Raw genomic sequence first — 25897 nt, forward strand, 5'->3', positions numbered from 1 at the left:
ATGGTGCACAGAGAACCGGAACAGCAGACCGTCGAGGTGACCAAGAGCAGTTCTGACGCGCTGCTCGAGGTCACCGACATGGTCGTCAACTACGGCAGAATCCAGGCGCTGCACGGGATTTCGTTGCAGGTGGCGGCGGGCGAGCTGGTTACCCTGCTCGGCGCGAACGGCGCGGGCAAGACCACCACCATGCGGGCGTTGTCCGGGCTGCTGCCGCTGACCCGCGGTCGAATCATGTTCGAGGGTCGCGACATCACCCACATGAAGGCGCACGAGCGGGTGGGCGAGGGACTGATCCAGGCACCGGAGGGCCGGGGCGTTTTCCCCGGCATGACGGTGCAGGAAAACCTCGACATGGGTTGCTACGGAAGGCCGTTCAAGCAGAAGTCGGAATACAACACGACGCTCGACTGGGTGTTCGAGTTGTTCCCGCGAATGTCGGAGCGGCGCAAGCAGGTCGGCGGCACGCTGTCCGGCGGCGAGCAGCAGATGCTCGCCATCGGCCGGGCGCTGATGGCGCGACCGCGGCTGCTGTTGCTGGATGAACCGTCGATGGGTTTGGCGCCCATGATCATTCAGCAGATCTTCCGGATCATCTCGGAGATCAACCAGCAGGGCACCACGGTGCTGCTCGTCGAGCAGAACGCGCAACAGGCGCTCTCGCGCAGCGACCGCGCCTACATCATGGAGACCGGCGAGGTCACCAAGACCGGCTCCGGCCGGGAACTGCTCACCGATCCGTCGGTGAAGTCGGCGTACCTCGGCGTCGGATAGTCCGGTGTAAACCCCAGTGCCGCAAGGTCGTCCTCGAGGCATGATCGTCACCATGAATGGTCACGATGAGCTGACAGGTCTGGCCGAGCGGTACTGGGACACCTTCCTCGAGGCGAAACCCAGCGACGCTACACTGCTCGGCGACCGTCGATTCGACGACCGCATCGAGGATCTGTCCGGCGCGGCCGAGGAGCGTTTGCTGTCGACCTGGCGTGACCTGTTGCGTCAGGTCGACGCGCTCGACGCCGCCGCGCTCGACTCGACCGACCGAGTCACCCGCAGCCTGCTGCGCATCGAATTGTCCGGTGCGATCGAGCGGCTGGAATGGCGGCCGCTGGAAATGGCCTCCGATCAAATGGAGGGCGTGCACGCCTACGCGCTGACGATGGCGCCGCAGACCAACGCGCCGACGCCGGGGAACGCGCGGGCGCTCGTGCTGCGGTATCGGCAGTTCGGCGACATGCTCGGGCAGGCGGTCGTGCGGTTCCGAGACGGGCTCGCCGCCGGCCGGACACCGGCGCGGATCACCCTCGAACGATCGCTGAACCAGCTCGACGGATACCTGGCCTCGGAGCTGTCGGCGGACCCGTTCGTCACCATCGCCGGTCCGCCGGACTGGGACGGCGAGGCCAACTGGCGGGCCGAATTGACCGACGTGGCAAGGGATATCATTCGCCCGGCGTTCCAGAGCTACCGGGAGGTGCTGTTCGACGAGCTGCTGCCCGCGAGCCGCCCCGACGACAAGCCCGGCCTGTGCTGGCTCGGCGCGGACGGCGAGGACATCTACCGCCGCCAGCTGCGCTATCACACCACCCTGCCCGACCTCGGCGCCGACGAGATCCATGAGCTCGGCCTCACCGAGCTGGCGGCGCTGCGTGAGGAATACGCGACGATCGGGGAGCGGCTGTTCGGCACCGCCGAGCTCGGCGAGATCTTCGCCAGGCTGCGCGACGATCCGGCGCTGTGTTACGTCGACGGCGAGCAGATCATGTTCGACGCCCGCCACGCACTCACTTCGGCGAATGCCGAGATGGGCAACTGGTTCGGCAGGCTGCCCAAGGAATCGTGCGACATCGTCCCGATGCCCGACTTCCTTGCCGCGGACGCGCCTGCGGCGTACTACTTTCCGCCCGCCGCGGACGGTTCCAGACCGGGCACCTACTTCGTCAACACCTACCATCCCACCGGTCGCGGCCGGTTCGAGACGGCCGCGGTGGCGTTCCACGAGGCCATCCCCGGCCACCACCTGCAGCTCACTATCGCCAACGAGCTCGACCACCTGCCTCGCTTCCAGCGCCAGTCCTACGCGAACACCGCGTTCGTCGAGGGCTGGGCGCTCTACACCGAGCGCCTCGCCGACGAAATGGGCTTGTACGAGGACGATTTGGGCCGCCTCGGCATGCTCTCCGGCGACTCGTTGCGCTCCTGCCGCCTCGTCGTCGACACCGGCCTGCACGCGAAAGGCTGGACCAGGCAACAGGCCATCGACTTCATGGTCGCCAACGCCCCCGCAGGCATCGCCGAAATCACCACCGAGGTAGACCGCTACATCGGCATGCCGGGCCAGGCCGTCGCCTACAAAATCGGCCAACTCGAAATCCGCCGCCAACGCCTCACCGCCACCGAACGCCTCGGCAGCGCCTTCGACATCAAGCCCTTCCACGACACAGTTCTCGGCTCCGGCTCGGTGAGCCTCCCCGTCCTACGCGAACTCGTAGCAACGCTGCTGTCGTGATCCGCCGCCTCAGATTTCGGTCTCGGGTGGGCGGCCCTCGGGCGTGAAGGAGAAGGACGCGGCGAACGGGCCGGTGCCGTAGCGCGTCGCGAGCAGGATCGGTTCGGCGTGCTTCGGCCAGGTCTTCGTGTCCGGATCGGAGCCGTTCCACAGGTGGAAGAAGACCATCGGGTCTGATTTGTCTGCGGTTGCGTAGGCCAGCGTCTTCTCGTATCGCGGGTTCGTCCCGCCGAACAGCACGCTGGGTTCGCCGAATGCGTCGAGCACATCGCGCCAGGTGCGGTTTTCCGCGACGAACGTTTCGATCGAAGTGCGTAGGTGCGTGTGCTCGTCCATGGTCAGTGTCCGGTCGAGGCGGAGCCACCCGCGTTGCCGAGCGGCCTCGGCATACATCGATGGCAGCGCTGAGCCGAGGTCGCCGGGAAGGTGGCGTTGTAGCGCGCCCTTGACGCCGGTGGGTGTGAAAGCGTTGCGGGCGCGCCAGGATTCATGCAGGTCCTGCACGCCGTTGTCCGCGTCTTCCAGGAAGAACAGGTGGTCGAAGAGCGTCCACAGCGCGGGTTCGCCGCCGTACATCTCCAGTCGGCGCAGCATGAGGTTGACCTGGTCGATCAGATAAGCGTGCACGGCTTCGGCGGAACGGACCATCGGATTTTTCGTACTCCTCGTGACACTGCGGCCGGTACAGCAACGGAATCGTATGCCGTACCGCAGGCCGGCACCGGTGCGTCGAACATACGCAGGCAGTGAGTTGCGGTCTTGCCCGGCAAGGCGATTCGGTTCAGCAGTGCTCCACGATCATGACCAGGACGCGGTGGTCGGAGTCGCGGAACTCGGTGAGGAAGAAGTCGGCCATGGGTTGGGCCCGGCCTGCCCAGAATTCCTCGAGCCGGCGCACGAGGTCGTCTCGCTCTTCGCCGACGTGCTCGTGTGCCGGTCCGACGTACACGTGGTACACGATCGTGTCGGGTCTGCGCAGCAAGCGACGGGCGCGTGCCATGGGGAGTGGGTCCTGCCCTCGTCGACGCCAAGTCAGACCACTCGCGTCGGTCCAGAAACGTTCGAGGTGGGGCCGTGGACTCTCGTAGTCCGCACCCGTGTTCTCGGGAGCGGTGACAATGAGGCGCCGACGACGGTTGGTCGACATCCCTCGATTATGTCAGCGGCTACGGCGCTGCCCCGCAGCATTTTCCAGGCACGGACCGGTGCCTCGAGGCCGCTGGAAGCCGGGATCGTACGAGGCTGGTGTTATCTGGGTCACTCGGCGAGGTGGACGGGACTCGATGCACTGTGCATGGGTGTCGGCGTATCACCTTGTCGGTGCTGGTCCCTAGACTCTGTGGCGTGAGTTCACCCACGACTGCTCAGCGTCCTGCCACCGCGTCCGGCTCCGGCGATACCGCGTCGGGTGACCGGCCGACTCTGCTGTTGTTGGACGGGCATTCGATTGCCTATCGCGCGTTCTTCGCGCTACCGGCGGAGAACTTCAAAACGGTGACGGGGCAGACCACCAACGCGGTGTACGGGTTCACCGCGATGCTGATCAACCTGCTGCGCGACGAGAAGCCGACGCACATCGCGACGGCATTCGACGTGTCGAGGAAGACCTTCCGCACCGAGGCGTACCCGGAGTACAAGGCGAACCGTTCGCAGACGCCGGACGAGTTCCGCGGGCAGGTCGAACTCACCAAGGACGTGCTCGGCGCGATGGGCATCCCGGTGATGGCGATCGAGGGTTTCGAGGCCGACGACCTCATCGCCACCTTGACCACGCAGGCCGAGGCGCAGGGCTTCCGGGTGCTGATCGTCTCCGGCGACCGCGACGCCATCCAGCTGGTCGACGACAACGTGACGCTGCTGTACCCGAAGAAGGGTGTCTCCGATCTCACCAGGTTCACCCCCGATGAGGTGTTCGCCAAGTACGGTCTCACCCCGGCCCAGTACCCGGATTACGCGGCGCTGCGCGGCGACCCGAGCGACAACCTGCCCGGCATCCCCGGCGTGGGGGAGAAGACCGCGGCCAAGTGGATCCGCGAATACGGCGACCTGAACAGCCTCGTCGACAAGGTGGACGAGGTGAAGGGCAAGGTCGGCGACGCGCTGCGCGCCAACCTGAGCAGCGTGGTGCTCAACCGTCAGCTCACCGAGATGATCCGCGACGTGCCGCTGCCTTACACACCGGACCAACTGGCGCAGGCGCCGTGGGATCGCAACAAGATCCATCAGCTCTTCGACGACCTGGAATTCCGCGTGCTGCGCGACCGGCTGTTCGAGACGCTGGCCCCGAAGGAGCCCGAGGCCGAGGCCGGCTTCGAGATCAGCGGCGGCGCACTGGAGGTCGGCGCGGTCGCCGACTGGCTCGCCGAGCACGCGAAAGCCGGTGTCCGGCAGGGCGTCTCGATCGTCGGCACCGGCACCCCCGGTAACGGTGACGTGCGTGCGCTCGCCATCGCGGCCGCCGACGGTGAGAGCGGCTACATCGACGTCGCCATCCTCACTCCGGAAGACGAAGCGGCCCTAGGCGCTTGGCTCGCCGACCCGGCCGTGCCGAAGGCGCTGCACGAGGCGAAGGCCGCCATGCACGCGCTGCGCGGTCGCGGCTGGACCCTCGGCGGCCTCACCAGTGACACCGCCCTGGCCGCCTATCTGGTCCGCCCCGGCCAGCGCAGCTTCAACCTCGACGACCTCTCGCTGCGCTACCTGCGCCGCGAGCTGCGCGCCGAGACCGACGAGACCCCGCAGCTGTCGCTGCTCGACGACGAGGACACCGTCGACGCCGAGCTCGCGCAGACCGAAATGCTGCGCGCCAGGGCCGTCGCCGACCTGGCCGACGCGCTCGACGCCGAACTCCAGCAGATCGAATCCGTGCCGCTGCTGGAGGATATGGAGCTGCCGCTGCTCAGCGTGCTCGCCAACCTGGAGGACGCGGGCATCGCGGTCGACACCGACCAGCTGGAGACGCTGCAGCGCCAGTTCGCCGACAAGGTGTCCGAGGCTGCCAACGCCGCCTACGAGGTGATCGGCAAGCAGATCAACCTCGGCTCGCCCAAGCAGCTGCAGGTGGTGCTGTTCGACGAGCTCGACATGCCGAAGACCAAGCGCACCAAGACCGGCTACACCACCGACGCCGATGCGCTCGAGTCGCTGTTCGAGAAGACCGAGCACCCGTTCCTGCAGCACCTGCTCGAGCACCGCGACGCGACCCGGCTCAAGGTCACCGTCGACGGCCTGCTGAAGTGCGTCGCCGACGACGGCCGCATCCACACCACCTTCAACCAGACCATCGCCGCCACCGGCCGCCTCTCGTCCACCGAGCCGAACCTGCAGAACATCCCGATCCGCACCGACACCGGCCGGCAGATCCGCGACACCTTCGTCGTCGGCGCCGGCTACCAGTCGCTGATGACCGCCGACTACAGCCAGATCGAAATGCGCATCATGGCGCACCTTTCCGAGGACGAGGCGCTGATCGAGGCCTTCAACTCCGGCGAAGACCTGCACACCTTCGTGGCCTCCAAGGCGTTCGACATCCCGATCGCCGAGGTGACCCCCGAACTGCGCCGCCGCATCAAGGCGATGTCCTACGGCCTCGCCTACGGTCTCAGCTCGTATGGTCTTGCCGCCCAGCTGAAGATCAGCACCACCGAAGCCAAAGAACAAATGGACGTCTACTTCGACCGCTTCGGCGGCATCCGCGATTACCTCTACGAGGTCGTCGAACAAGCCCGTAAGGTCGGCTACACCTCCACTCTCTTCGGCCGCCGCCGCTACCTCCCCGACCTCGATTCCAGCAACCGCCAGCGCCGCGAGGCCGCCGAACGCATGGCCCTCAACGCCCCCATCCAGGGCACCGCCGCCGACATCATCAAGGTGGCGATGATCAACGTGCACAAGGCAATCCAGGAAGCAGGTCTGCGTTCCCGGATGCTCCTGCAGATCCACGACGAATTGCTGTTCGAGGTGGCCGAAGGCGAAAAGGAAACCCTCGAGGCCCTCGCCAAGGAACAAATGGCCGCCGCCATCCACCTGTCCGTTCCCTTGGACGTCTCCGTCGGGACCGGCCGCAGTTGGGACAACGCCGCCCACTGACGATGACGATGTTGCGCGCCGAATTTGGTCGGCGCGCAACATGATCAGGAATCAGGGACAGATCGTCAGGCCTTCTGTGTGTACGCGGGCCGGATCAGTCGGTGATCGGTCCGTGGAGATCGGTTCGGCGCGAGCCGATTTGGGTGAGCCCGTGGTCGATGAACCGGATCATCCAGTCGAAACTGGCGTCGGTGTCTTCGCTCCACTGGAAGCCGTCGGACGTTTGCAGGGTGGCGAATCCGTGCAGGGCGCCGCGTATCGAGCGCATCGCGTGCACCATGTCGGTCTCGTCGATGCCGTAGCCGTGCAGGACCGCTTCCAGGGACTGGAGTATCCGGGAACCGCTGTGCAGCATGGGATCTTCCGGTCCGGTGTAGGGCTCGCCGATGGTGGCGGCGTAGCGGCCGGGATGGGCGACAAGGTAGTTGCGGAAGGCGGTGGCGAACGCGGCCAGCGCCTCGGTTCCGGAGCGATCCTGCATGGCGTCGCGGACCTGCTGGTCGAGTTCGGTGATGGCCAGGGCGGCGATGCCGTGGCGCAGATCGGCGAGGCTGTCGATGTGTTTGTACAGCGACGGGGTGCGCACACCCACCCGCTGGGCCAGCGTGCCCAGTGCGAGGTTGGCGAAACCGACGTCGTCCGCGAGGGCGGCTCCTGCGGCGACGACGTCGGTTCTGTTCAGGCCGACCCTAGGCATGATGTTCCTTCAGGAACGGCAGGATCACCTCGGCGGTGCGCTCGGCGGCGTCGAATTGTGGGTAGTGCCCGCTGCCGTCGATCACGACGAGGCTGCCCAACCCGGCAGGCAGTGCGGCGACGATGCGTTCGCCTTCGGCCTGTGGGCTCGGGAAGTCGGGGTCGGCTGAGCCCATGATGATCAGTGTGGGCTGAGTTACGTTGGGCAACTGCGCTTCCGCGTCCGCAGGCGTCGTTTCACCGGTCTTCATGAACTCGGCCATCCGGCCGGGCTCGCGCAGCTTCGTCGCGACCGCGGCCAGGTACTCGTCGTAGTCGGTGGGCTTGACCGGAATGGCCACGCTCAGGTACTTCAGCCACTGGCCGACGCTCTTGAAGATCATCGTGCCCATCAGCGGCACCATGCCGCGCCGGTGGCGCGAGTTGGTGAGAAGCGCTGCGATATCGGTCTTCTGGGTCAGCGTGAACGGGTTGATCTCCACGATCGCCCGCACCAGGTCCGGCCGCCGCGCGGCAGCGACGGTGGCCGATCCGCCCGAGAGCGAGTTCCCGATGATGATCGCAGGCCCACCGCCCAGCTTCTCGATGACCGCGAGCAGATCCTCGGCCACGTCGGTCCGGCTGATGGCCGCCTTGCCGGTAACCGAGGCCCAGTTCATGCTCGACTCGCCGTGGCCGCGCATATCGGTGTTGACCACCCGGTATCCGGCGCCGACCAGCAGCGGGATCAGGTGCCGATAGACCTGCCGGTCCAGGCCCATCCCGTGCGACAGCACCACCAGCGGACCGGTGCCGCTCTCGTCGTACGCGATCCGGCCGCCGTCGATGTCCACATACTGCGTCATGGTCTTACCTTCCGAGAAAAGCTAACTGCCTTAGCCACTAAAGCTAATCGCATTAGCCTCGGGCGTCAACCCCTGACTGAGGATCTGGGAGTCGATGCGGGCGGCCGTCGGAATGGCTCGCCCGTATCCACCCACAGCACGAATGGCTTGCGGCACTGGCCGGTTCGCCTCGTGCGGCGGAGTAGCACGGACCCGTGGAAGGGGTGGCCGACTTGACCTCGACTGCGCTCGAGGTTGCATAGTGAGTGAATGCGGCTTAATCAGGTCACCGTGGGGAGCACCGACCTTGCTCGGTCCGAGCGGTTCTATCAACTTCTCGGACTGAGACTGATCGTCAAGAACGACCACTACATGCGGTTCGAATGTCCAGACGGTGGCAGTACGTTCTCGGTCGATCTGGTCCAGGCGGTCTCCGACGATGAGCACGTGACTGTGTACTTCGAGACGGATGACCTCGATGATCAGTGTGCGCGGTTGACGGACGCAGGCATTGTGTTCGACAGCCCGCCCGGTGACCAGTCATGGTTGTGGCGAGAGGCGCGGCTTCGCGATCCCGACGGACATCTACTGTGCCTGTTCTACGGCGGGGAAAACCGACGCAATCCACCATGGCGCCTCGCTGATTCAGCACTCAGCTGACACAACCGATGCCTCGGACTGCTCGGCACCGGGTAACCAATAGCGGGCGCCATCGCGGGTGCGATCGAGGCGGCCGGACACGACCAGATAGCGGCGTAGAGCGACGTAATCATCGAAGATTTCCGCGAGACGCTCGTTGACCTGCCCCTCGGTGTAGAAAACGTCCGGCTCGAAACGAGTGCGGGCAATGTGGCTGAGCAGCATCTCCCGCAACGCGCGACGCCGGGACTTCAGCGACGGCATCGACATCAACCGGCCATCGCGGAAGAGACGATCGATGGCCGGGTCACTACTACCGCTGCCGCCGTCGGGGCGCGGTCGAACGGGGACGGACGCCTTCGCCTCATTCATGCCCTCAGTGTCATGCGACCGCTCACGCTGTCGCAACCGGATTTCGAACCGGCCACACGACAGTTCGGCGGACACCAACGCGCGTCGTTCAATTGGGTTGGGCGGCAGCGGGAGTGGTGGTGGTGCGTGCGGTGAACGCGGCCAGTGCCGCGGCGGCGAGCAGGATGGTGCCTTCGATGGTGTGCACGATGTTGCCGAAAGTGTCGACTGCCATCAGGTGCAGGACGTGGTCGCCGCCGGAGAATCCGAGCGCCGCGATCAGCAGGTAGAACGGTCCGCAGGTCCAGGTGTAGGCGATCGCGCGGGCATATACGGGCGCGAGGACGAGCCCGGCCAGTCCGGTGAGTAGGTGAAAGAGGGCATGCCAGCCGTTCACGGTGACGGGGATGAACCCAAGGAACTGGATGGTGCATGAGTGCATATCGCCGCCGAAGGCCATATCGGGGTAGATGCCGAAGGCGATCACTCCGTTGGCGGTGAACCATGCTCCGGCCACGAAAACGAAGAACTGCAACGGTGTTTCGAGGATCGCCGTGACGTAACGCAGGGCTAGGGAGCGAAAGGCGTCGAACAGCATGGCGCGGGACCTCCGGTATGTCGGGTACGGGGGTGCCCCGCATTTCTAGGCCAGGTGTCCTAGACGGTTGGGTGCGAGTATGTTCTAGGACTACTGTCTTAGTCAAGGACGAGGCCGGGGAGGTGCGGTGGCGCGCGATACACGGATGCGGATGATCCGGCAGGCCGCGCTGCTGTTCCGCGGGCAGGGTTACGCCGCGACGGGCTTCCGCGAGATCGTCGAGAAGGCCGGGACCCACCGCGGCGTCATCTACCATCACTTCCCGCGCGGCAAGACCGAACTCGGCGAGGAAGTCCTCGCCCTCACCGACGCCGCGGTCGGCCCGGCCATCGAAGCGGTATGCGCAGACCTGGACCCGGTCTCGGCGATGCGCGCGATCATGGCCGGCGCGAAGATGGTCATGACCGGCGGCGGCTACCCGCCCGGCTGCCCGATCGCCGCCATCGCCCTCGGCGCCGGGCCGGAGGACCCGGCGCTGCTCACCGCCGCGCGTGACGTGTTCCGCCGATGGCAGCAACCGTTCCGGGAATGCCTGCGACGCAACGGAATCCACGAACCCGACGCCACGAATCTGGCGACGCTGTTGATCGCCGGCCTGGAGGGCGCGCTCGTACTGTGCCGGACCGAAGGCACAGTCGAGCCGCTGGACCGCGTCGCCGCCGGGCTGGAACGCGCACTGAAAACATGACCGAGCTCCTCGGCCGGCGGCTCGATCCTGTTCGTCGATGAACCACGGCAATAGGTCGGCATGACTCGACTCGAACCGCGATTCAGCGGCGTTGCGCTGCCCGGCGCTGTAGGGCGCGACGCAGCGGGATGGCTGTCGCGAACACGAATACCGCGAAGGCGGTCAGCTGGATCAGCCCGCCCTTGTTTGCGGCAAGCCAGCCGAGGTTGTCGTGGTAGTACTGCCAGTCGCTGATCCAGTTCCCGGTCAGATCCACTGCGACGACCGCGGCGGCGAGGATCGGCGCCACCGGACGCCGCAGCACGATCAACACCACGATAACGGCGTCGATGACGGCGAGGGCGACGAAGAATTCTCGAAATGGGTGTGGCGCATAGAGATATGCGTCGGGCCCGGACGCGACGAGATCGTGGAGATGGTTCCGGACGCCGACTGCCGCGAACACGGTCGCGTACACCGCTAGCGTCACGAATACCCAGCCCCGCACCGGCCGATTGCATCACAACCGGACCAGAATTCGCGATGTTTCGACGACTGGCCGGGTCTAGTACTCGACCGGTGAGCGCAACGTTCCGCGCGAACCAGGCGGGTGACGGCCATCGGCTGATCGGTTGGCCGCCAACGCCTCTGGAACGTTCGATCGTTCGGCTCTGGATGTCAGAAGCCGTGTTTCGCGAGGAAGTGGCGCTGTGCGGCGGCGCGGTCGAGGTCTTCTGGCGTATCGCCGCCGAATCCGCCGTGGGGCATGGCCTCGAAGACGTGTAGGTCGGCGTCCACGCCCGCGGTGCACAGTTTGCGGTGCATGCGGACTGTGTTGGAGAGCTGGGGCGGTGGCTTCGGCATGCGACTGAATTTGCTGTCGATAGCAATGAACACCCAAGCGCCGCACTGAGGTTCATCGAGCCGAACCTGTCCTTTTCCGCCGCCAGGACCGATGCGAATCTGATCGATCTGAGCATCGGTTTGGATTTGGAGTTCTCACCACCATGGCGACACCACATACGCGCTGGCGATCCGTTCGTCATCCGAAGTCGGTTCACCGCGGAGTCCGTGTCGGCCGCGGCGACCGATTGGACCGCCGAGACCGGCGACTATCCACCCTGAGGGAACGCGGCCCGAGTTCCCTCATCTCAGCGGTCCGAGTCAAGTCAGGGCTGGATGTTCTCCAGGTCCTCCAGGAGGCTGGGGTGCTTTGGTTCCCAGCTGAGTGTCTGGCGGGTGTGGGTGCTGGAGGCGGGCTGGTCTGCGGCGAAGATCGGGCCGAGGGGGCCGTAGGTTTCCGTTGGTACCGGCTCGACCGGGAGGTTCAGTCGTCGGCCGATGACTGCGGCGATGTCACGTACCGTGTCGCCCTCGTCGGCAACGGCGTGCCAGGAGGTACCAGCTTCGGCCTGTTCCAGGGCGAGCCGGAAGAGGACTGCCGCGTCGAGTGCGTGCACTGCGGGCCAGCGCTGGGTGCCGTCGCCGGGGTAGCCGGACACTCCGGTCTGGCGTGCGACGTTGGTGAGGACACCGGCGAATCCGCCTGCGCCCTCGTTGTGCACCGTCCGCGGCAGGCGCACGGCAGAGCTGCGGACTCCGCGCGCGGCCAGCTCGAGGACCGCCAGCACCGCACGACCGCGACCGCCGACCGGCCCGTCGGTCGGGGGCGGGTCGGCCTCGGTGGCGGCGCGGCCCGGCACCCACGGCGTGCCCGAGGCGGTGACGAAGGGGCGGTCGCTGCCGACGAGTTCCGCACCGAGGGTCGCGAGCGCGGCGGTTTCCTCGGCGACCCCACGCGCCAGCGCCTCGGGGCTGCTGAAGTCGTTGGCGAATGCCAGGTGGATCACCCCGTCGGCCTGGGCGACGCCCGCGCGAAGAACGTCCAGGTCGGCGAGCGCGCCGCGGAGCGGCTCCGCGCCTGCGGCCTCGGCGGCCAGCGCGGACGTGTCGGAGCGAGCGAGTGTGAGAACGGTGTGTCCGTTGCCGAGTAACTCCGCGACGACGGTGGACCCGATCAGGCCGGTGCCGCCGGTGACAAAAACACGCATGGGAACTCTCCTCAAGTGATGCGACTTTTGTCCCATCACTGTAACAGTACGACGGGACAAAAGTCCCGTCACATATGATGAGCGCATGGCTCGATGGGAACCAGGCGCGCGCGAACGCCTCGTAGTGGCCGCTGTCGACCTGTTCACCGAGCAGGGCTACGACGCCACGACGGTCGCGCAGATCGCCGAACGCGCCGGGGTCACCAAAAGCACCTTCTTCCGGCACTTTCCGGATAAGCGCGAGCTGCTGGTCGCCGGGCAGGAGACGTTGAGTCAGCTGCTGGCCGAGGGAATCGCCGAGGCGCCCGGTAGTGCCACCCCGCTCGAGGCGGTCGCTGCCGGTCTCGTACGCGCCGCGAGCGCGATGGGCCCGACGAGTCGCGAGCTCGCCCCGCGCTTGAAGGCGGCTATCGCCTCCAGTGTCGAACTTCAGGAGCGTGACGCCCTCAAGAGCGTCAGCCTCGCCGCCGCGATGACCACCGCGCTGATCGCGCGCGGCGTGCCCGACCCGACCGCGGCGCTCGCGAGCGAACTCGGCCTGCTCGCCTTCAAGCGGGGATACGCCGAATGGTCCGAGGGAGACGCCGACGACGAGCTCGCCGGGTACGCCCTGGCGGCCCTGGAGGAGCTGCGGGCGGCAAGCGCATCGTTGGGCTGACCAGAACTCCCCAGTTGCCTATTGCCGCATGTCAAGCGTTGGGGAACAACGGCTTTGGTTGTGCAGTCGAACAGTTCGTATTGTTGCTTTGCCCCCTTCTGTTTCTCGCCACTGCACGTAGCCATTTCTGGTAAACGGCAGTGTTTTCCACACCTTTGCGCCGCTGCTGTGCCCTCTCCCTGGAGCAAAAAATGATTCGCGCCCGTGCATTACAGGTGACGTTCGCCGCACTCGTGACCGCCTTGCTGCCCGCCACCGCCGCCCTTGCCGCACCCACCCCGGCACCCACCGACTATGTCGCACTCGGCGACTCCTATTCTTCGGGCGTCGGCACCGGCGACTACCGGTCCGACAGCGGCGACTGTCTCCGCAGCGACGCCGGCTACCCGGCACTATGGGCGAAATCCCATACGGTGGGCTCGTTTTCCTTCAAAGCCTGCAGCGGCGCCACCACCCAGGACGTGCGCACCAGCCAACTGAATACGCTGAGCGACCGGACCAGCCTGGTGACGATCACCGCCGGCGGCAACGATGCCGGTTTCTCCGACATCCTGCGCTCCTGTGTATTCCCGGCCAGCGACGCTGCTTGCGACGCGGCAGTAAATAAGGGCATCGCTTATGCCAACCGCACCTTGCCTGGTCGCCTCGATGGTCTCTACCAAGAAATCAAAGCCAAAGCGCCGAAGGCCAAGGTCGTCGTCCTGGGGTACCCCCGACTCTTCGAACGCGACGCCTGCCCGTTCAGCTTCAGTCTCCACAAACGCGACTCCCTCAACCACGGAGCCGACGAACTCAACCGGGTCACCGGAACCCGCGCTCAGTCCGCCGGATTCACCTTCGCCAACCCGACCCCCCGCTTCGCTGGACACGGAATCTGTGGCGGCGATCCGTGGATCAACCAACTGAACATTGCCGACCCTGTCGAGTCCTATCACCCCACCGCGGATGGCTACGCCCGCGGCTACCTGCCGACGCTGAACTCGGCCACCGGGCAAGCAGCCCTCGAGTCGGTCACCTCGAACGGGTCGTAGGCACCGATTGCCCGCGTTCGGCTGCTCTCCAGGAAAAGCCGACGCGGGCACGGTATGTCAGAATTCGCGGGTGCGAAGCCCCGTGATCGAGGCCGCTGTGGGTAGTGACATCGGCAGACGCTATCCGGCGAATTTCGATGTCACCTACCTACGCGAACAACCGCTGCTCGCCGTGGTGGCCGACGGTATGGGCGATGGCCCGGGCAGCGCCGCCGCCGGACGGACCGCGGTCGATCTCTTCGTCGGCTACCTCACCCGGGACCCCGAACCTGGGCCGGACACATTCCGTGCCGCAGTGGCCGCAGCCGACGCCCGGGTCGGCCAAATCGGCCAGGAATTGCGGAGTTTGGCCGGATGCACGCTGACCGCCATGGTGGCGACACCTCAGGGCTACTGGCTCGTTCAGATCGGTGACTCACGCGTGTACCGGTTGCGCAGCGGACTGCTCGAACTCCTGACGACGGACCACACGATGGCCTGGCTCGGAGCCGTAAACGGTTGGTACCCTTTCGATTCCGCGCAGGCCGCGTCGGCGCGCTACCACCTGACCCGCTACGTCGGTCTCGGCGCAGTCGAACCCGACGTGCTCAGCGTGACCATGCGCCCAGGCGACCGCTACCTACTGTGTACCGACGGAGTATCAGAGCAGGTCACCTACGACGACCTCCGCACCTTCCTCCACCGCGACGAGCCGCCGCAGTCCGTCATCACCAACCTGCTGGCCACCTGCGACAGAGCAGGCGGAAACGACAACGCCACCGCCATTGTGATCCGCGTCGACTGATCTATCGGCCGATGGAGCCGCACTTCGCTATGTGAGGCGAGCATGTGTCGCTCTGGCCACGCCAGTAAACGAATCACGGTGAGCAGGACCGGTTCGGGTGGGGCCGAGCGAGCCTATGGTGAGCCACGCCACGCATAAGCGCATACGTATCCACGCATACCGACCGCAGGGGACCAGCCATGACTGTGACCGATGAGTACCTGCAGAACAACGCTACCTACGCGAGCACTTTCACCGGGCCGCTGCCGTTGCCGCCTGCCAAGCATGTCGCGGTGGTAGCGTGCATGGACGCCCGCCTGAATGTCTATGGCGCGCTGGGCATCAACGAGGGGGAGTCGCACGTCATCCGCAACGCGGGCGGCGTGATCACGGCCGACGAGATCCGGTCGCTCGCCATCAGTCAGCGGCTGCTGGGCACCCGCGAGATCATCCTGATCCACCACACCGATTGCGGCATGCTGACTTTCACCGACGACGACTTCAAGGCGTCGATCCAGCAGGACGTCGGCATCAAGCCGGAGTGGGCGGCGGAGTCGTTCACCGACCTGGAAACCGATGTGCGCCAATCTATTGCCCGCATCGTCGCCAGCCCGTTCGTGCCGCACAAGGACTCGATCCGCGGGTTCATCTTCGATGTGGCCACGGGCAAGCTGAACGAGGTACTCGCCGACTGACCCGGCGAACACATCACGAGATCCGGGTCCACGGGCCCGGATCTTGTCGTTTCACGGAAAGCCGCGCGTCAACCCGACACACCGGCCCCGACACGCCCTCGCACATGTCGCGTACATGACGCACAGCTGAACATGTGCCGCGTGGCGCCGTCATGATCGGCCGTAACGCCGCCCAGCGCCCCTGAGCTGCGCGAACGCTACCGGCCAGTAGACAAATCGGGCATCGAATATGGTTGCTATTGCGCGGAGATGTCCCTATCCTCAAGCGCGTGCCGAATCCCGCCGACCGCCACAGCGCAGCGCTCACAGTCGCAGACCGCGACAGCGCCGTGCTAATTCCGCTTACCGCGATGGTGGCGACCCGGCGAATTCTCCTCGTAGTAACCCGCCGTAGCGGGGTCTGATTCGGACCGGCCCCCTCGCTGCGGGCTGAACGACTTGTTAGTGCTGGTCCCCTCTGTCAACTGAGCCACGACATTCCTCGGGAAGACCTACTTTCAAATGACAATCCTCACTCTCGATACCCACGCGTTCCATGCCGCCGCGCCCAAGGGCCTGCGCCACGAAAGCGCCGACCTCACCCCGGCGCAATTCCACGACCGCTACTGCGAGCACACCGGGCCGATCAAGCTCGGTGAATGGTCGCCCGCAGGTAGCCGAAACGCCGATTTCGCGGTCACGCTGGAGTTCACCGACCACCTGCGCACTGTGGTCGCCTCCGGCAGCCTCGTCGCGGCGATGACCTCGGCCCTCTACGAGGAGGGCTATCACGTCGAGATCCTGCAGTTCCACCAGCGTCGCACCGGCGAGGGCACCGCGACCTTCGTGCAGCTCGAGTGCAACGGCAGGCGCGGCTGGGGTGCCGCACTGGCCGACGACAGCGCCGAATCGACGGTTCGCGCGATGATTGCCGGAGCCAACAGGCTCGGCAGCTGACCCACAGCAAAAGGGCCGTCCCTCTCCGTTGAGAGGGACGGCCCTTTGTGGTTCGGCGTGTTTACTGCTCGGCGCCGGCCTGCTGCTCGGCGAGCTGCTTGCGCACCTCGTCCATGTCCAGCTCCTTCACCTGGGTGACCAGGTCCTCCAGCGCGGCCGGCGGCAGCGCACCCGGCTGCGCGAACACCAGCACACCCTCGCGGAAGGCCATGATGGTCGGGATGGAGCGGATGTTGGCGGCGGCCGCGAGTCCCTGCTCGGATTCGGTGTCGACCTTGGCGTGCACGACATCGGCGTGCTTCTCCGAAGAGGCCTCGAAGGTCGGCGCGAAGCTCTTGCACGGGCCGCACCACTCAGCCCAGAAATCGACGAGTACCACGTCGTTTCCGGTGACTACCTCATCAAAATTCTGCTGGGTCAGCGTCTGGGTGGCCATGACGTCCTCTCGTATTCGGTGTGCCAGCTACAACGCCGACAGTTGCCTATATCTTCCACGGACAAAATGGGCGGCGCACGGACGCTGCTTACCCGCGGTAGTCGACCGGCTCGGTTTTTGTCGCTTCCGCTGAGTTGTCCTCAGTAGGGTTCTTCCCCGGCAGTGGCCGCCTGACACCCGAAATTCGACCAACCGCACGATCTCCAGAAAATAGCGGTTGCCGAGCCGACGGTGGGTCGGTTCGCCGACAGCGGCTGCGCGGCGCGAGGATGATCCGGTGACCGAGTGTGGCGAACTACCCAAGAGGGCAGCGACCGGAGAGCTGTCGTGAGCGCGGCGACCGAATCGACGCTGCGGCTCGGGCTGATCGACGGCGACGGCATCGGCCCGGAAGTGGTGCGCGCCACCCGGCAGGTCGTCGACGAGGCGGTGTCGGCGGCGGGTGCCGCGCCGATCGAATGGGTGCCGCTGCCCATGGGCCATCGTGCCATCGAGGAACACGGCGACCCGCTGCCCGAGCCGACCCTGACCGCCCTGGACAGCGTCGACGCCTGGATCCTCGGCCCGCACGACAACGCCTCCTACCCGGCCGAACACCGCACCGCGGTCGCGCCGGGCGGTGCCATTCGCAAGCGGTTCGGCCTGTACGCCAACATCCGCCCGGCTCGTGCGTTCGCCGGTGTCCGGGCGATGGCACCCGAGATCGACCTGGTGATCGTCCGGGAGAACAGCGAAGGCTTCTACGCCGACCGCAATATGTTCGCCGGGTCGGGGGAGTTCCGGCCGACCGAGGACGTCGCCATGATGGTCGGCGTGGTGACCAGGCAGGCCTGCGAGCGGATCGCGCACGAGGCCTTCCGGCTCGCCTCGTCCCGGCGCAAGCGGCTGACCATCGTGCACAAGGCCAACGTGCTGCCGATGACGATGGGCCTGTTCCGCGACATCTGCTATGAAATTGCCCACGCGTATCCAGGCGTCGAGGTCACCGACGAACACGTCGACGCGACGGCCGCACACCTGGTCCGCGCCGCCGCCGACTACGACGTCCTGGTCACCGAGAACCTTTTCGGCGACATCCTCTCCGACCTCGCCGGCGAGCTGAGCGGCTCGCTCGGTCTGGCCGCCTCGCTCAACTGCTCGGCCACCCACGCCATGGCACAGGCCGTGCACGGCGCGGCGCCGACGATCGCCGGGCACAACCGCGCCAACCCCGCCGCGCTGCAACTGTCCGCGGCAATGCTGTTGCGTTGGTTGGGCACTCGCGATAGCGAAAGCACACTGCGGCACGCCGCTGAGCGGGTCGAACGGGCCATCGCGGCCACGTTCGAAGCGGGCATCGCCACTGCGGACCTGGGCGGACTGGCGTCGACCAGCGAGTTCACCGAACAAGTCTGTGCTAGGGTCCACCGCCGGTAGTCAGAGTGTGGTAGCCCGGAGTGTTCAGCAAGGAACGGATGAAACTTCCGTTACTGTCCAGCACGAAGCGTCTCGGTCGCTTAGATTGCCAACGGGTGGTGACACCCGGGTTTCTTGAATCCGAAATGTGGAGGGCTGCTGTGTCTGTTCGATCGGTTCTTGGCAGGCGCGCCCTGCAGGCGGTGTGCGTACTCGCCGTAGGCGCACTTGCCCTGACGGGCTGTAGTAATTCCGAAGACTCCGGACCAGCGGTGCAGAAGGTGGGGGGAATCGAGAAGGTCGATTCCATCGCCGCGCAGCTCCCCGACAAGATCAAGCAGTCCGGCAAGCTGATCGTCGGCGTGAACATCCCCTACCAGCCCAACGAGTACAAGGATCCCAGCGGCAAGATCGTCGGCTTCGATGTCGATTTGATGGATGCCGTCGCCGCCACCCTCGGCGTCAAGGCCGAGTACCTCGAGTCCGCGTTCGAGAAGATCATCCCGACCATCCAGGCCGGCACCTACGACGTCGGTATGTCCTCGATCACCGACTCCAAGGAACGCGAGCAGCAGGTCGACTTCGCCACCTACTTCAGCGCCGGTATCCAGTGGGCGCAGCAGAAGGGCAAGCCGGTCGACCCGGAGAACGCCTGCGGCAAGAAGGTCGCCGTGCAGGCCACCACCGTGGAGCACACCGACGAGGTGCCCGCCAAGAGCGCGAAGTGCGTCGCCGAAGGCAAGCCCGCCATCGACATCAAGGCCTTCGATGAGCAGAGCGCCGCGACCAACGCCCTGGTGCTCGGTCAGGTCGACGCGATGTCGGCCGACTCCCCGGTGACCGCTTACGCGATCAAGCAGAGCGACGGCAAGATCGAAAAGGCCGGTGCCGCTTTCGATTCCGCGCCGTACGGCTGGGCCGTGCCGAAGAGCTCGCCGCTGGCCGCCGTGCTGCAGAAGGCCGTGCAGAACCTGATCGACAACGGTAAGTACCTGGAAATCGCGAAGGCCTGGGGCGTCGAGGAAGGCGCGATCACCAAGTCGGTCATCAACGGCGCCGCGAGCTGATCGATGACGTCGAACGAAACCATGCCGGCGCCCGGCGACCCCGGGCCCGGCGCGGCAGACTCATCCCAGGAGCCGGAACCGATCAAAGCGGTTCCGCTGCGCAGGCCCGGCCGGTGGATCGCCGCCGCGGTCATCCTGGTGCTCGTCGGACTCTTCGTCTATGGCGCGGCGACGAACGAGGCCTACAAGTGGAACACCTACGGGAAGTATCTATTCGACACCAGGATCCTGTCCGGTGTGGTGGTCACCCTCGAACTGACCGTGCTCGCCATGGCGATCGCCGTCTCGCTCGGCACGTTGCTCGCGGTCATGCGGCTGTCGCCGAACCCGGTGCTGCGCAGCGCGTCCTGGGTGTATCTCTGGATCTTCCGTGGCACACCGGTTTTCGTGCAGCTGGTGTTCTGGGGCTTGTTCCCGTCGCTGTACAAGCACATCGTGCTCGGCATCCCGTGGGGACCGCATCTCGTCGATCTGGATGTGCAGAGCCTGCAGGCGGCGTTCCTCTTCGCGGTGATCGGCCTCGGCCTGAACGAGGCCGCCTACATGGCCGAAATCGTCCGTGCCGGAATCAATTCCGTCGGTGAAGGACAGCGCGAGGCGTCGACCGCGCTCGGCATGTCCTGGAGCATGACCATGCGCCGGACGGTGCTGCCCCAGGCCATGCGGGTGATCATCCCGCCGACCGGCAACGAGCTCATCGGCATGCTGAAGACCACCTCGCTGGTCACCGCGTTGCCGCTGAGCACCGACCTCTTCGGCCGGGCCCGCGATATCTACGGCGTCAACTTCCAGCCGGTCCCGCTGCTGCTGGTCGCGGCGACCTGGTACCTCGTGGTCACCAGCGTGCTGATGGTCGGGCAGTTCTACCTGGAGCGCTACTACTCGCGCGGCCTGTCCCGGCAGTTGACCGGGAAGCAGCTGCAGGATCTCGCCGACGCCCAGTCGATCGTGAGGGCGAAATGAGTACGGACACATTCAAAGACGACGCCCAACCGATGATCCTCGCCGATCGGGTATGCAAGAACTTCGGCGCATTGCACGTGCTCAAGGGCGTCTCGCTGGAGATCGGCCGCGGCGAAGTGCTGTGTGTGATCGGCCCTTCCGGCTCGGGCAAGTCCACCTTCCTGCGTTGCATCAACCATCTCGAAGATGTGAACGCGGGTCGGTTGTACGTGGACGGCGAGCTCGTCGGCTACGAGGAGAAGAACGGCAAGCTCTACGAACTACATCCGGGTGTGGCAGCCCGGCAGCGCCGTGAAATCGGCATGGTGTTCCAGCATTTCAATCTGTTCCCGCATCGCACGGTGCTGGAGAACGTGATCGAGGCGCCGATCCACGTCAAGAAGGTCCCCAAGGCCGAAGCGGTGGCCAAGGCGCATGAGCTGCTGGACCGAGTCGGCTTGGCGGAGAAGGCGAATGCCTACCCGGCGCAGCTGTCCGGCGGCCAGCAGCAGCGGGTGGCCATCGCCCGTGCACTCGCCATGGACCCGAAGCTGATGCTGTTCGACGAGCCGACCTCCGCGCTGGACCCGGAACTGGTCGGCGAGGTGCTCCAGGTCATGCGCGAACTGGCCCAGTCCGGCATGACCATGGTCGTGGTCACCCACGAAATGGGTTTCGCCCGTGAGGTAGCCGACAAACTCGTCTTCATGGACGGCGGCGTCATCGTCGAAGCGGGCGCCCCCCGCGAGCTGCTGGCCAACCCCAAACACGAACGCACCCAAGCGTTCCTGTCCCGCCTACTCTAGGCGGCCCCTTCCAGGGGTCTATACGTCTCACAGAGCGTCCATACGGTCCACAGGGTGTTCAGCCCTTGTGAGGCGTATGGGCGCTCTGTGCGTCTCACGCAGCGTTCCGAGACTGGCTGGCGCTGCTCCGGGTCCCCACTCCACTCCGGCGTCGATCCCGCTCCCGGGGCAGCCGCAAATGGTGCTGATCCCCAGACGGGAACGGTTCGGGGGAAGGGGCCACACGGTCGAGCTATGCGGCGCGTTCAGGCAGAATTGTGCGAAGCGCGTTGCTTCGCTTTGCCGCCCAGGGCGATACGTAGTTGGCCCAGTAGGACTTTGGCGGCGGGGCCCGCCGGACGGTCGGTGCGCCACACCAGGGCGAGGCGGCCGCGTAGTTCGGGTTCGGTGATGCGGATGGTGCGGACGCCGAAAGCTGTTGCCTCCTCGGGGGTCAGCCCCGGTACGACGGCGATGCCGAGCCCGCGAGCGGCCAGTTGGAGCAGGAGTGGGGGAGCGGCGGCTTCGAAGGCGACGTTCGGTTCGAATCCCGCTGCTGCGCAGGATCGTTCGAAGACGCCGCGGAGGCCGGTGCCGGCCGGCAGGCAGATCAGCGAGTGCTCGCGAAGTTCGATGAGCGGGATCTCGTCGCCATGTGTTCGGTCGTCGGCGGTCACCGCGGCGACGATCGCGGTTTCCAGTACCACGTCCACTCCGATGCCGGAATCCATTGGTGCGCCGGTCAATCCGACCAGGGCGACGTCCAGCTCGGCACGGCCGAGCGCGGCGAGCATGCGTTCGGAGGTGTCCTCGGTGAGGCTGATGCCGACCTCCGGATGGTCGTCGTGGAAGTCCGCGAGGACGGCGGCGACATCGAGCTCCTCGTTGGCGGCGCCGGAGATCAGCCCGACCCGGACATGCCCACGTAGCAGGCCGGCGAATTCGTCCACCGTGTCGGTGATGCGCTCGGTCGCGGCGAGCGCGGCGCGGGCGTGCTCGAGCACCGCCGCTCCGATCTCGGTCGGTACCACCGTGCGCCCGCCACGGTCGAGCAGCTGTTGGCCGAGCTCGCGTTCCAGCTGCCGGATCTGTGCGCTCAGCCCTGGTTGTGCCAGGTGCAGGCGGGCGGCGGCGCGGGTGAAATTGGCTTCGTCCACCACGGTGACGAGGTAGCGGAGCTGACGCAGTTCCATAACTGATGATTCTAGTAACTAGAAGATTTATCTGTTGTACTTCTAGATCAGATTCGAGCATCGTCTGAGGCATGGGAAACAACGCAGAGAACATCGCCGACACCTTCACCGGCCCGGTCTTCCGCCCGGGTGACGCCGGATACGACGAGGAGATCGCCGGCTTCCAGACCGCCTACACCCACCGGCCCGCGCTCGTCGTCGGCGCCGTGCACGCCGAGGATGTCCGCGCCGCGGTGGAATACGCTGCGCGGCACGGTCTTCCCGTCGCGGTGCAGGCGACCGGCCACGGGCTGTCGGTCGCGGCCGACGGCGGAGTGCTGATCAGCACCGGCCGGATGACGACCCTCGAGATCGACCCGGCGGCCCGCTCGGCCCGCATCGGCGCGGGAGTGCGCGCCGGCGCCCTGGTCGAGGCGGCCGCGGCGCACGGGCTCGCGCCGCTGAACGGTTCCTCCCCGTCGGTCGGCGTGGTCGGCTACCTGCTCGGCGGCGGAATCGGCCTGCTGGCAAGGGAATTCGGCTACGCGGCCGACCATGTCCGCGCCATCGAACTGGTCACCGCGGACGGCCGGGTGCGCAGGCTGGTCCCCGGCGACGAACTGTTCGGCGCGGTCCTCGGCAGCGGGGGCAACTTCGGCGTGGTCACCGCGATCGAGCTGGGGCTGCTGCCCGTCGCCGAGGTCTACGGCGGCCAGCTCATGTTCGACACCCCGCTGGTCGAGCGGGCCCTCGACGTCTGGAGGCAGTGGACCGCAACGGTTCCCGACGAACTGACCTCCACCGTCGCCATGCTGACCTTTCCTGACATCCCGCAGGTCCCCGCTCCGCTGCGCGGCCGTTACGTCGCCTCGTTCCGCATCGCGTTCAACGGTTCCGGCGAGGAGGGTGAGCGGCTGGTCGCCCCGCTGCGCGCGGTGGGCGAGCGGCTGAAGGACGACCTGCGCACCATGCCCTACGCCGAATCGCACACCATCCACAGCGACCCCGACCACCCGCACGCCTACGCCGCCACCAACGCGCTGCTCAGCGAGCTCAGCGGAGAAACGTTGTCCGCCTTGCTATCCGCCGCGGGCCCGGACTCCGGCGCCGACGCGGTCATCGATATCCGGCATCTCGGGGGAGCGCTGAGCAACCCGAGTGAGACCGTCGTCAACCATCGCGACGCCGCCTACATCGTCCGCATCATCACCGACCCCGACGACGAGACCGCGGCCAAGGACAAGATCCGCACCGCACTCGCCCCGTGGACCGTCGGCCACAGCCTCAACTTCCTCTACGGCGCGGGCGCCGACGCCGACGAGGCCCAAACCCAGGCGGGCTACTCCGGCGACACCTACCAGCGCCTTGCGAACCTGAAGGCAAAGTACGACCCGCACAACATGTTCCGCTTCAACCGCAACATCCGACCCGCCAACTGATCCGCCACCCCGGGAACCTCTGCCCCAGAGATTCCCGGGGCTTTCGGCAGTACCAGCACGCCCCGTCGTCTGCTATCTTCGTGATATCACTTTGATACCTGGAGGATGTCATGAAGCTTCGGCCCGCATTACACGTCAACGGCTTCTTGGTGCTGGTGGCGTGGCTGGTGCTCACCCTCGTCTTCGGCGGTGCCGCCGCGCTCGGCTACGTCGCGATGGCCCAGCACCACAACGTGCCCGCGCTGATCGGTGCGATCGTCGCGAGCCTCGTCGTGTTCGCGCTGCTGCTCGCGGCGACCGGCCTCATCGTGGTGAACCCGAACGAGGCACAGGTTGTCCAGTTCTTCGGCCGGTACGTCGGTTCGGTGAGTGAGCCCGGCTTCTTCTCGGTGCTGCCGTTGACCGACCGCAAGCGAATCTCGTTGCGCGTGCGTAACTTCGAGACGCAGAAGCTGAAGGTCAACGACGCCGACGGCAACCCGGTCGAGATCGCCGCCGTGGTGGTCTACCGCGTGGTCGACAGCTTCAAGGCCGCGTTCGCCGTCGACGACTACGAGGAGTACGTGCAGACCCAGTCCGAGGCCGCGGTCCGCCACCTCGCCACCACGCACCCCTACGATTCGCACGACGACAGCCGCACCAGCCTGCGCGACGGTGCCGAGGTGGCCGAGGAACTCACCGTCGAGCTGCGCGACCGCACCCTGCTCGCGGGCATCGAGGTGCTCGAAGCCCGGATCACCCACCTCGCCTACGCGCCGGAGATCGCCCAGGCCATGCTGGTCCGTCAGCAGGCCGCCCAGGTGGTCGCCGCCCGCACCCAGATCGTCGAGGGCGCGGTCGGCATGGTCGGCCTCGCGCTCGACAAGCTCACCGAGCAGGGCGTGGTGGAGCTGGACGAGGAGCGCCGCGCCACCATGGTGTCGAACCTGCTGGTTGTCCTCTGCGGCGACCGAGCCATCCAGCCCGTCGTGAACACCGGCTCCCTCTACAACTGAGCGCCGACGCCATGGCCGAGCGCAAGAAGCTCCTGCTACGGCTCGACCCGGCCGTCCATGAGGCGATCGCCAAGTGGGCGGCCGACGACCTGCGCAGCATCAACGCCCAAATCGAATACGCCCTACGCCTCGCTCTCGAACAGGCAGGCCGCAAACCGAAATAGCTGGCCGACCGAAGGCGACCTTCATCCGTTCAGACGGGTGGAAGGTCGCCTTCGGTCGTTGTTCGACGGGTGGGGATGATGCCGATGGGGGTGCGGCATCGGGTGTGGGCGGGCGGCTACCGTGAGGGTGTGCCAATCTCGTTCGACACCAGTGGGCTTCAGCCGATCGATAGCAACTCGTGGGGCGATCCGAGCACGGGGGACGTCGTCACGATGACCTACTTCGACCTGGTTCCTGACTTGCCCGCGCCGTTGACGGACGTGGACGTGCTGCGGCGTGGGCTGGCGGAGCGATCGGCCGAATCCGGTTGCCTGATCGAGGCTTTCGTCATCTGGGTCGACCGGGAGCCCGCACTGCTGCGGATGGAGAAGTTTCCGCTGCCGAACCAGCCGAGCGGCCTGGCCTTCGTCGCCTCGATCATCGTGCCGAAGGATCGCTGCAGCGCGGTATTCCAGATCCTCTGCCCGGAGACCGGCACCACCGGCGTCCGCGAAGCCGTCCTGATGTCGCAGATCGGCTACGAAAACATGTTCCCGCCGCACCCGTACGCCCCGGGCCTCAGCGGCCGACTGCCCTACAACGCCGCCGACGAAATGCGCTGGGACGCGCAATTCCCCGACCACCCGCTGACCCGAGCCCGCCGCTGGGTCGCCCGCACTGTCCCCACCGCCCAACTAGCCCCCGGCTTCGCCGCCCTACCCCCATTCGCGGGCCCGCTGCGGCCCTGACCGACGACCTGCCGCGCCAGTACCGCCCAGCAAACCGCGATGGTGCAACTCGCCGCGCACGCGTTGTCCCGCCGCGCACCAAATCGCCCGCTGATTCATGCGCAGCGGGCAAGCCTGTGCGGCGCGCGCGAATCAATGCGCGGCGGTGTTCAGCCTGGGGCGGTGCCGCGCTGCGCACGCGTTGTCCTGCGCCGCGCGCCAATCAATGCGCGGCGGTGTTCAGCCTGGGGCGGTGCCGCGCTGCGCACGCGTTGTCCTGCTGCGTA

At 66.4% G+C, this 25897-nt stretch carries 29 protein-coding genes; 18 read left to right on the forward strand and 11 right to left on the reverse strand.

Annotated elements, in window-relative coordinates:
* Positions 1 to 774, forward strand: coding sequence for an ABC transporter ATP-binding protein (locus tag ABZ942_RS39415; protein WP_357391352.1), 774 nt, complete (start codon positions 1 to 3; stop codon positions 772 to 774).
* A 52-nt stretch (positions 775 to 826) separates the two neighbouring features.
* A complete protein-coding gene (locus tag ABZ942_RS39420) occupies positions 827 to 2509 on the forward strand; it encodes a DUF885 domain-containing protein (protein WP_357391353.1) in 1683 nt (560 codons plus the stop codon).
* Positions 2510 to 2518: 9 nt separating this feature from the next.
* Here ABZ942_RS39420 and ABZ942_RS39425 read toward each other — a convergent pair whose 3' ends face one another.
* Together ABZ942_RS39425 and ABZ942_RS39430 are read right to left on the reverse strand one after the other, a co-directional pair.
* Positions 2519 to 3157 (reverse strand): hypothetical protein, encoded by a 639-nt coding sequence (locus ABZ942_RS39425; RefSeq protein ID WP_357391354.1) that lies wholly within the window; start codon positions 3155 to 3157, stop codon positions 2519 to 2521.
* A gap of 133 nt (positions 3158 to 3290) precedes the next feature.
* Positions 3291 to 3509, reverse strand: coding sequence for a hypothetical protein (locus tag ABZ942_RS39430; RefSeq protein ID WP_357391355.1), 219 nt, complete (start codon positions 3507 to 3509; stop codon positions 3291 to 3293).
* A 344-nt stretch (positions 3510 to 3853) separates the two neighbouring features.
* On the opposite strand from ABZ942_RS39430, the gene polA reads away from it, so the two are divergent.
* Entirely contained in the window at positions 3854 to 6598 is a 2745-nt protein-coding gene (polA, locus tag ABZ942_RS39435; protein ID WP_357391356.1) for a DNA polymerase I, read from the forward strand.
* 94 nt (positions 6599 to 6692) lie between these two features.
* Here the strand turns inward: polA and ABZ942_RS39440 are convergent, their stop codons facing one another.
* Together ABZ942_RS39440 and ABZ942_RS39445 are read right to left on the reverse strand one after the other, a co-directional pair.
* Positions 6693 to 7295 carry a WHG domain-containing protein gene (locus ABZ942_RS39440; protein WP_357391357.1) on the reverse strand — a complete coding sequence of 201 codons (603 nt, stop codon included), beginning with the start codon at positions 7293 to 7295 and terminating at the stop codon, positions 6693 to 6695.
* The gene (locus ABZ942_RS39445) at positions 7288 to 8139 is read right to left on the reverse strand and encodes an alpha/beta hydrolase (protein ID WP_357391358.1); all 852 of its coding nucleotides are present in this window, start codon (positions 8137 to 8139) and stop codon (positions 7288 to 7290) included. Before ABZ942_RS39445 ends, ABZ942_RS39440 begins: the two co-directional genes overlap by 8 nt.
* A 249-nt stretch (positions 8140 to 8388) precedes the next feature.
* On the opposite strand from ABZ942_RS39445, the gene ABZ942_RS39450 reads away from it, so the two are divergent.
* Positions 8389 to 8778, forward strand: coding sequence for a VOC family protein (locus tag ABZ942_RS39450; protein ID WP_357391359.1), 390 nt, complete (start codon positions 8389 to 8391; stop codon positions 8776 to 8778).
* Here the strand turns inward: ABZ942_RS39450 and ABZ942_RS39455 are convergent.
* Both ABZ942_RS39455 and ABZ942_RS39460 read right to left on the reverse strand, forming a co-directional pair.
* Positions 8764 to 9129 carry a DUF2087 domain-containing protein gene (locus ABZ942_RS39455; protein WP_357391360.1) on the reverse strand — a complete coding sequence of 122 codons (366 nt, stop codon included), beginning with the start codon at positions 9127 to 9129 and terminating at the stop codon, positions 8764 to 8766. The genes ABZ942_RS39450 and ABZ942_RS39455 overlap by 15 nt on opposite strands.
* Positions 9130 to 9217: 88 nt before the next feature.
* A complete protein-coding gene (locus ABZ942_RS39460) occupies positions 9218 to 9706 on the reverse strand; it encodes a DUF4383 domain-containing protein (RefSeq protein WP_357391361.1) in 489 nt (162 codons plus the stop codon).
* Between the two features lie 127 nt (positions 9707 to 9833).
* On the opposite strand from ABZ942_RS39460, the gene ABZ942_RS39465 reads away from it, so the two are divergent.
* Positions 9834 to 10394: a TetR/AcrR family transcriptional regulator gene (locus ABZ942_RS39465; protein WP_357391362.1), complete on the forward strand. Its 561-nt coding sequence runs from the start codon at positions 9834 to 9836 to the stop codon at positions 10392 to 10394.
* Between the two features lie 82 nt (positions 10395 to 10476).
* Here ABZ942_RS39465 and ABZ942_RS39470 read toward each other — a convergent pair whose 3' ends face one another.
* From ABZ942_RS39470 to ABZ942_RS39480, 3 genes are all read right to left on the reverse strand, one after another.
* Entirely contained in the window at positions 10477 to 10881 is a 405-nt protein-coding gene (locus ABZ942_RS39470; protein WP_357391363.1) for a hypothetical protein, read from the reverse strand.
* 170 nt (positions 10882 to 11051) lie between these two features.
* The gene (locus tag ABZ942_RS39475) at positions 11052 to 11237 is read right to left on the reverse strand and encodes a hypothetical protein (RefSeq protein WP_357391364.1); all 186 of its coding nucleotides are present in this window, start codon (positions 11235 to 11237) and stop codon (positions 11052 to 11054) included.
* A gap of 305 nt (positions 11238 to 11542) precedes the next feature.
* Positions 11543 to 12424 (reverse strand): SDR family oxidoreductase, encoded by an 882-nt coding sequence (locus tag ABZ942_RS39480; protein ID WP_357391365.1) that lies wholly within the window; start codon positions 12422 to 12424, stop codon positions 11543 to 11545.
* A gap of 85 nt (positions 12425 to 12509) precedes the next feature.
* On the opposite strand from ABZ942_RS39480, the gene ABZ942_RS39485 reads away from it, so the two are divergent.
* The 5 genes from ABZ942_RS39485 to ABZ942_RS39505 all read left to right on the forward strand — a co-directional run bounded on the left by ABZ942_RS39485 (position 12510) and on the right by ABZ942_RS39505 (position 16507).
* Positions 12510 to 13082 (forward strand): helix-turn-helix domain-containing protein, encoded by a 573-nt coding sequence (locus ABZ942_RS39485; protein ID WP_357391366.1) that lies wholly within the window; start codon positions 12510 to 12512, stop codon positions 13080 to 13082.
* Between the two features lie 191 nt (positions 13083 to 13273).
* A complete protein-coding gene (locus ABZ942_RS39490) occupies positions 13274 to 14113 on the forward strand; it encodes an SGNH/GDSL hydrolase family protein (RefSeq protein WP_357391367.1) in 840 nt (279 codons plus the stop codon).
* Positions 14114 to 14183: 70 nt separating this feature from the next.
* The gene (locus tag ABZ942_RS39495; RefSeq protein ID WP_357391368.1) at positions 14184 to 14897 is read left to right on the forward strand and encodes a protein phosphatase 2C domain-containing protein; all 714 of its coding nucleotides are present in this window, start codon (positions 14184 to 14186) and stop codon (positions 14895 to 14897) included.
* Positions 14898 to 15076: 179 nt separating this feature from the next.
* Positions 15077 to 15571: a carbonic anhydrase gene (locus ABZ942_RS39500; RefSeq protein ID WP_357391369.1), complete on the forward strand. Its 495-nt coding sequence runs from the start codon at positions 15077 to 15079 to the stop codon at positions 15569 to 15571.
* Positions 15572 to 16072: 501 nt separating this feature from the next.
* Positions 16073 to 16507, forward strand: coding sequence for a 2-keto-3-deoxygluconate kinase (locus ABZ942_RS39505; RefSeq protein WP_357391370.1), 435 nt, complete (start codon positions 16073 to 16075; stop codon positions 16505 to 16507).
* Between the two features lie 61 nt (positions 16508 to 16568).
* Here the strand turns inward: ABZ942_RS39505 and trxA are convergent, their stop codons facing one another.
* Entirely contained in the window at positions 16569 to 16943 is a 375-nt protein-coding gene (trxA, locus tag ABZ942_RS39510; RefSeq protein WP_357391371.1) for a thioredoxin, read from the reverse strand.
* A 327-nt stretch (positions 16944 to 17270) separates the two neighbouring features.
* On the opposite strand from trxA, the gene ABZ942_RS39515 reads away from it, so the two are divergent.
* The 4 genes from ABZ942_RS39515 (at position 17271) to ABZ942_RS39530 (ending at position 21153) form a co-directional block, all read left to right on the forward strand.
* Positions 17271 to 18359, forward strand: coding sequence for an isocitrate/isopropylmalate dehydrogenase family protein (locus ABZ942_RS39515; RefSeq protein WP_357391372.1), 1089 nt, complete (start codon positions 17271 to 17273; stop codon positions 18357 to 18359).
* Positions 18360 to 18484: 125 nt separating this feature from the next.
* Positions 18485 to 19405, forward strand: a complete 921-nt coding sequence (locus ABZ942_RS39520) for an ABC transporter substrate-binding protein (protein ID WP_357391373.1) — start codon at positions 18485 to 18487, stop codon at positions 19403 to 19405.
* A 3-nt stretch (positions 19406 to 19408) separates the two neighbouring features.
* Positions 19409 to 20368: an amino acid ABC transporter permease gene (locus ABZ942_RS39525; RefSeq protein ID WP_357391374.1), complete on the forward strand. Its 960-nt coding sequence runs from the start codon at positions 19409 to 19411 to the stop codon at positions 20366 to 20368.
* Between the two features lie 32 nt (positions 20369 to 20400).
* A complete protein-coding gene (locus ABZ942_RS39530; protein WP_357391515.1) occupies positions 20401 to 21153 on the forward strand; it encodes an amino acid ABC transporter ATP-binding protein in 753 nt (250 codons plus the stop codon).
* 245 nt (positions 21154 to 21398) lie between these two features.
* Here the strand turns inward: ABZ942_RS39530 and ABZ942_RS39535 are convergent, their stop codons facing one another.
* Positions 21399 to 22325, reverse strand: coding sequence for a LysR family transcriptional regulator (locus tag ABZ942_RS39535; RefSeq protein ID WP_357391375.1), 927 nt, complete (start codon positions 22323 to 22325; stop codon positions 21399 to 21401).
* 71 nt (positions 22326 to 22396) lie between these two features.
* Between ABZ942_RS39535 and ABZ942_RS39540 the strand changes: the two genes are divergently transcribed.
* The 4 genes from ABZ942_RS39540 (at position 22397) to ABZ942_RS39555 (ending at position 25631) form a co-directional block, all read left to right on the forward strand.
* On the forward strand, positions 22397 to 23743 hold the full coding sequence (locus tag ABZ942_RS39540) for an FAD-binding oxidoreductase (protein WP_357391376.1): 1347 nt from the start codon (positions 22397 to 22399) through the stop codon (positions 23741 to 23743).
* 110 nt (positions 23744 to 23853) lie between these two features.
* On the forward strand, positions 23854 to 24738 hold the full coding sequence (locus ABZ942_RS39545) for an SPFH domain-containing protein (protein WP_357391377.1): 885 nt from the start codon (positions 23854 to 23856) through the stop codon (positions 24736 to 24738).
* Between the two features lie 11 nt (positions 24739 to 24749).
* Positions 24750 to 24902: a toxin-antitoxin system HicB family antitoxin gene (locus ABZ942_RS39550; RefSeq protein WP_110293694.1), complete on the forward strand. Its 153-nt coding sequence runs from the start codon at positions 24750 to 24752 to the stop codon at positions 24900 to 24902.
* 129 nt (positions 24903 to 25031) lie between these two features.
* Positions 25032 to 25631, forward strand: a complete 600-nt coding sequence (locus ABZ942_RS39555) for a hypothetical protein (protein WP_357391378.1) — start codon at positions 25032 to 25034, stop codon at positions 25629 to 25631.
* The last annotated feature ends 266 nt before the right edge of the window (positions 25632 to 25897 follow it).

It is taken from the genome of Nocardia sp. NPDC046473 (assembly GCF_040645995.1).
Lineage (GTDB): Bacteria > Actinomycetota > Actinomycetes > Mycobacteriales > Mycobacteriaceae > Nocardia.